We start from the raw sequence: 4,763 nt of genomic DNA, 5'->3' as shown, positions 1-4,763 counted from the left end.
AGAACTCCTAAAGATTTCAAAAGAAATTCCAGAGGATTAGATAATTTTGAATATGCACGTAGCAGATTGATTTGGGCCAACAGAAAAAACGAATCCATTCTCTCTACTCCAAAATCCAAAAAAGAAGTTTATAAATTTAAAAAATAAAATATAAAAGTATCTAGACGAAATAAAGGGGAACAACCATTTTTGATTGTTCCCTATTGAACTTATTTATTCATCAATTTTAGGTTGCCCCCTAAAGTGTCCCCTAAATTTCAACAGACTTTTTTTAGCACCACTAAAGTTGACCCCCAAATAATTTGGCTTTCCCCCTAAATTATTTGGTTACCCTGTCTTTCATATTAATAAATTTACAAAAATTATATTATAACCCAAATAAATCTGGATTTACTAAAGGAACAATCAATTCACATATTTCATTATTTGAATCATATCCCCAATAACTTTGATAAAAACCATCACCAAATCCACTTGCTACCATCACTAGCTTATTTTTTGTTTTAGGATTTTCCCACTCAATAAAATCTCCACCTTGTCTTTGAAACTGTGGAAACTTTTCATCACTTTCTTTAAAAAACTTATCAAAATAATCATCATAATGATTTCCATTTGGATTATCTTTGTACCAATTAACTATAAAATCCTGATATTCTTTTGCAACCTTTTCATCACAAATAGAAATCATACCAGCATCAACTGGAAAACCACTCAATACCTCATCTTTCGCTACAAAAGCAGCACTTTCATTAGTTGGTTTAGCTAAGCTGTATCTTACTGCCTCTGTCTCTTTAATTTTTAACTTGACTGTACACATACGAATTCCAATTATATCACTTCTACAAATAGCAACTTCTACAGGATATTCACCAGAAGGAATTTGAATACTTAAAATAGGACAAAATTTATTAGATGGTAAATAGGCAAGTGGATCAGAAACGATGATATTTCCAGTTGGACAACTTATTTTTCCAATTGTTAGATAAAATCTTGTGTTTGATTTAACAAACTGCCTTTTTATGTCATTAACATTCACATCAGTATTAGAAATATATTTCAAATTAGCTTCAAATGCTTTTTGAATATCAATTTCTGCATTTTCTTTCTTCTTAAATTTATCAAATAATCCCATAATTACTTTCCAACTTTCTGTTTAATTTTACAATATATACCCAACTAAGTAATCCATGAAAAATTTTCCATCCAACAAACTTCCATGTTGTATAACAAATAACCATAACTAATTCACTTTCAAAAACAACTCCAGATATTACTGTTTTTTAACAATCATTTTTTATTATCTTCTCCTCATGATATATTTTTTTCAAATATTTTATGTTCCTTAATAATTTTAAATCCATTTTTTTTATAAAATTCATGCGCTTCAACACGTTTAAATTGTGAGCCCAAAGTTATGCTAGCCAACTTCTGTTTTTTTGCAAAATCTTCAACATATACAAGTAATTGACTTCCAATCCCTTTGCCTTGATATTTTGTTAAAACAACAAATGTATTAATAATTAAATAAGGTTCTTTATGAATACTATATTTTATAACTACTTCTACAACACCTACTACACAATCATGATCAATCGCTACAAAAACATAGTTATTCTTATCCATACTAACTAAGCTAATCATTTTTTTCATTTTTTCAACTGGATAATCATATTTCATAACCTCATAATATAAATTATAAATGTCTTCTGCATCTTCAACTCTTGCTTCTATTATATTCATGAATTCCTCCATATAATTAGTTAATTATTTTCTACTTCATCATAGCATATTTTAGCCTTATCTCATATCTTTTTATAATACCTAATAAAAGTACAATGAAAATATCATATTATCTTCTATAACTAAAAAGTACTGCCATTAATCATTAATATAGTAACAGTCATAATTTTTTAACATCAATACCAATTGAAATTTCATCTTTATAATAAATTATCAATTTATTCTATTCATACAATTAAATAATAATCATCTCCAGTATTTTTCAACTTTTGATTTATAAGGCTCTTCTATGTCATTAATTGAAATTCCAGTATTATCTAAAACAATCGTTTTTAAATTACTCAAACGACTTAAATCAGGCAACTTAGTAATATGCTTTAAATCTTGTAATTTTATAACTTCTAAATTCTCTAGTTCACTAATAAAATCAATATTATCTAATTTATTTATTCGCCATAACCCTATTTGTTTTAATGTTTTCAATTCCTTTAACTCTTTTAAATCATTATTTGAATTCCATAACAATTCTAATTTTTCCAAATTCAAATCCCTCAAGAAATCAAAACTTAATAATTTAATACCTCTAAGAGATAAAGACTTTAATGATTTCATTTCAGATAAACATTCAATATTCTTTTTTACTTTTTTACCAAGCCAAAGTGTATGCATCTTTTTATATTGTAATAACCACTTACAATCAAAGTAAATTGAACTCCCCATTGTATCTGCATAAATCAGTAATTCTTCAAGATTTTTAGATAAGTTTTTAATAAAAGTATAATCTTTTAATTCAAAAGCATTTAAATATAAACTTTTCAAATTCAACTTAGTAAGTATATTAAAATCTATCATATTATTCCAAGCTCTTAAATGACAGTCAATTCTAAGACTTCTTAAATGAGGCATCTTTTCTAAAAATGAAATATCATATTGATTATAAAAATATAAATTGTAAACTCTAAAATTTAACTGAGGTTTTCTTTCTAGGATAGAATCAATAATTTGATAAGCTTCAGCAGGTAAAGTTTTTGATATTTGAATAGTTTTAATTTTATTATCTTCAATAATATCACAAATAAACGTTTCATCAATTTCTTTATAACTAAAACACTCTAATATTATCCCTTTTCTTGTTTCATCTGAAATTTCAATAAAATCTTTAATAATCCAAGCTCCCATAATCATTTACCTCACTGCTATTCCATATTTTGTATTTGATTGATAGTCTTACGATTTAAATTTTTATTTCATATCCATATTCATGTAAAACAAAACCATCATCAAATACTTCATTATAAATACCATCAGCTTTTTCAAATCCATTTTTAATATAAAGCTTAATAGCTGGAATATTGATGTCCACAACAAATAAACGCAAATACTCATTTCCTAATGATTTAGCAATTTCTTTTGCTTTATATATCATCAAACTCCCTATTCCTTTATTACTATATTTGATATTTACACCTAATCTATCTAAATATATGGATTTACCTGCATCATGACCCCATTTAACTTCTTTTTCCCCAGCATTTGTATTACATAAAACAAATGCTGAAATAATTTCGTTATTATCAATTAAAAGATACATTTGATTATTTTTAATATCATTTTCAAAAAAAACACAAGGATAAATATCATCCCAGATTTGAATATTATTTTCATTCATGCTTCTCACAATTTGCCTATACATATCTTTAATTTGCACTAAATCATTCAAAACTGCTAATCTAAATTCCATTTTATTATCTCCATAAATCCTAGTTTATTGTTAATTCTTTTACAAATTAAATTATCAATTCCTTAAACTGTTTTTTAAAGCTGATAGTATATCATGATTAGTCTTTTTCAGAAATTGAATATTTCACCTTTTATTCCCATTTACTTTTTGTATTAGCTAAAAACGTTTATCTATAAACCTTCATTTTGAAAATTAAAAACAGCAGAAAATGTTTTATAGACAATATGATTTATTGTAAAACAAACAAATTCTTTTTGATGCATCATTAAATATAAGGCCAACAAAATTACATTTGTTATCGACAATAATTCCTTTTTCATTTACTTTATCTTAAATCAATTATACTTTTGTAATATAACACTGCTTTTTATAAAATGATATTCCATACCCTAATACCTGTCTATATCCTTTTCTTTCAAATGATTTTAAATAATCATTTGTCTCTATTTGTTTTGTCCCCTTTTGACTATCTTCTATTAAATCATCTTCATAAAAACTATGTTTACATTCTATAATTATGCATGTTTTTGTTTTTCTAGCTGGTATAAGTGCTATATTAAATCTACCTTTTCCACTTTCCCTATTTGATTTGACTTCATATCCATCTGCTTTTAAGAACCCTATCATAAATCCATGATAAAAACTTTCATAGTTATCATAATAACTGATACTGTTTTCTAAAACATCTGATAAATAATCAATCGCATTTATAACATTTCCATTAATCAGTTCATTAATAAATGTATTTCTTTTTACTCTTTGATACCCATCAAACCATTTCATAAATATATTGTCATAAATTGTTTTCACTTCTTTATTTGGTATAACCAGCTTATAAGTATCTGTTATCTGTTTTCCACTATCATCATATACCTTGTCTTGAATCTTTAAATATCCTGTATACAATAAAAAACTGTATATATCATCATTCATATCTTCCTTTGTTTCAAATCTCATTTCCCTGTATGTCAGTTCTGGTACTATCTTCTTGATAATACTTTTTCCATTAATTAGTAACTCAAACTCTTTTTTCATTGTCTGTGTTGAGTTCTCGATATACTGTCTGACTATATCATTTCCACTTGTATTTGCCCAGAATGATATCGCTGAATATTCAATATTTCCTAACAGTTCCAAAATATAGTTCATTGAACTCCATGGATTATAGATTTCTATTTCTCCAAACAGGTATCCGTCATACCATTCTTTCATTTCTTCTTTTTTATCATTTAAATTATAATAATTTAATGTTTCATTGATTTCATTTTGAGTGAATCCAAAA

6 protein-coding genes are annotated in these 4,763 nt (G+C 25.7%); all 6 read right to left on the bottom strand.

Features of this window, described 5'->3' with window-relative positions; all coding sequences use genetic code 11:
- Positions 1-367: 367 nt before the first annotated feature.
- Complete coding sequence (locus BMW96_RS13700; RefSeq protein ID WP_092357124.1) at positions 368-1,132, bottom strand: DUF4241 domain-containing protein; 765 nt, start codon at positions 1,130-1,132, stop codon at positions 368-370.
- A 176-nt stretch (positions 1,133-1,308) separates the two neighbouring features.
- Positions 1,309-1,740 carry a GNAT family N-acetyltransferase gene (locus BMW96_RS13695; protein WP_157796036.1) on the bottom strand — a complete coding sequence of 144 codons (432 nt, stop codon included), beginning with the start codon at positions 1,738-1,740 and terminating at the stop codon, positions 1,309-1,311.
- Between the two features lie 246 nt (positions 1,741-1,986).
- The gene (locus BMW96_RS13690; protein WP_092357118.1) at positions 1,987-2,919 is read right to left on the bottom strand and encodes a leucine-rich repeat domain-containing protein; all 933 of its coding nucleotides are present in this window, start codon (positions 2,917-2,919) and stop codon (positions 1,987-1,989) included.
- A 55-nt stretch (positions 2,920-2,974) separates the two neighbouring features.
- Positions 2,975-3,481 carry a GNAT family N-acetyltransferase gene (locus BMW96_RS13685; RefSeq protein WP_092357115.1) on the bottom strand — a complete coding sequence of 169 codons (507 nt, stop codon included), beginning with the start codon at positions 3,479-3,481 and terminating at the stop codon, positions 2,975-2,977.
- A 170-nt stretch (positions 3,482-3,651) separates the two neighbouring features.
- Complete coding sequence (locus BMW96_RS14295) at positions 3,652-3,801, bottom strand: hypothetical protein (protein WP_177165864.1); 150 nt, start codon at positions 3,799-3,801, stop codon at positions 3,652-3,654.
- A 19-nt stretch (positions 3,802-3,820) separates the two neighbouring features.
- On the bottom strand, positions 3,821-4,763 hold a 943-nt coding region (locus tag BMW96_RS13680; RefSeq protein WP_177165863.1), incomplete at its 5' end, for a PD-(D/E)XK nuclease domain-containing protein.

Source organism: Thomasclavelia cocleata (genome assembly GCF_900102365.1).
GTDB lineage: Bacteria > Bacillota_I > Bacilli_A > Erysipelotrichales > Coprobacillaceae > Thomasclavelia > Thomasclavelia cocleata.
The sequence above is the reverse complement of the archived record's forward strand: the minus strand, read 5'-3'. Positions and strand labels throughout refer to the sequence as shown.